Below are 1,121 nucleotides of genomic sequence, written 5' to 3'. Positions count from 1 at the left end.
CTGGTGGTCCCTGCCCGTGCCGCCGCATCGCAATCTGGACCTCGCCGCCGTGCTGGAGCCGGACGCCGAGGTGAACTGGCTGGAGGATGCGGACAGCATCCTGGCCCTCGCCTCGCCGCTGCACCGCGCGCGTCTGGACGCCGCCGTCGCCTCGGGCCAGCGCCGTGTCGGCGCCGCCTATCGCCGGGTCCGAACGGAAAACGGCATGAAGGTTCAGCGGCTGGAGATCAGGTTCGATGGTCTGGCGGGCTGCCTGCGCACGCCTGCGGGCGGGTCATCGCGCCAGTATGTGGTGGTGTGCGACGGCGGGCAGGTCCGGGTTCGCCGCCTGACCGGACGCGAGGCGGCGCGGCTGATGGGCGTATCGGACGACTATCAACTGCCGAAAAGCCAGAGCGCGGCGTTGAAGCTGATGGGGGACGCGGTGGCGGTTCCGGTCGTGCGCGCTCTGACGGAGGGATTGCTGCTGCCCGCCCTGAACAATCGACGCGCGGCGGCCTGACGGACTTCAGTCCTGATCACGGCGACCGGGGTCGAGATGATTATCAACTCGATCATCCCAGCCTTCGCGGTCAGACTTGAACGCCAGTCCCATCAGAAGCCAGCTCAGGGCCACAGTCCCGGAGATGCCCAGAGCAAGGGCGATCCAGCCGTGCAGCGACATGGCCCCGCCGCCGATGGCGATCCAGGCCAGACCGACGCCCCAGGTCATGGCCGCGGCAATCACGACGGCGATGACGACAGACGTCAAAAGGCGAACGACCCGACGGTTCACCGGATCGTCCGCCTCGGCATTATCTTAACGCTGGACCCACTGGCCCTGGGCGTTGCGGTACCACTGGCCCGACGAGATGCGCGGCAGAAGCTGGCTCTCGAACATACGCGAGCCTGCAACATCGGCGCTGGTGCCGGCGTCGGCGGCGCTGCGGGCGTAGGCGGCGCGACGGCCGGCGTTGGTGGCGTCCACGGCGGAGCGCAGGTCTGCGTCCGACGACGGAACGCGGAAACCGACGTAGCCGTCAGCCTGTTCACCCACAGTGCCAGCAGCCTTGGCGGCGTCGATCAGCGACTTTTGCGCGCCCGTCTGGGCGACAGCAGCGCCAGCGACGCCGAGAGCAGCC

At 68.9% G+C, this 1,121-nt stretch carries 3 protein-coding genes; 1 reads left to right on the top strand and 2 read right to left on the bottom strand.

Annotated elements, in window-relative coordinates; all coding sequences use genetic code 11:
- The coding region (locus QZ281_RS02255) for a DNA cytosine methyltransferase (RefSeq protein WP_292224227.1) at positions 1 to 502 on the top strand (502 nt) is incomplete at its 5' end.
- 6 nt (positions 503 to 508) lie between these two features.
- Here the strand turns inward: QZ281_RS02255 and QZ281_RS02250 are convergent.
- Both QZ281_RS02250 and QZ281_RS02245 read right to left on the bottom strand, forming a co-directional pair.
- Positions 509 to 775 carry a hypothetical protein gene (locus tag QZ281_RS02250; protein ID WP_292224223.1) on the bottom strand — a complete coding sequence of 89 codons (267 nt, stop codon included), beginning with the start codon at positions 773 to 775 and terminating at the stop codon, positions 509 to 511.
- A 24-nt stretch (positions 776 to 799) separates the two neighbouring features.
- Positions 800 to 1,121 (bottom strand): DUF1318 domain-containing protein (locus tag QZ281_RS02245; protein WP_292224221.1); only part of this gene is annotated, 322 nt, incomplete at its 5' end.

This window comes from Brevundimonas sp., assembly GCF_018608325.1.
Lineage (GTDB): Bacteria > Pseudomonadota > Alphaproteobacteria > Caulobacterales > Caulobacteraceae > Brevundimonas.
This window is presented reverse-complemented; position numbering and strand designations above follow the sequence as displayed.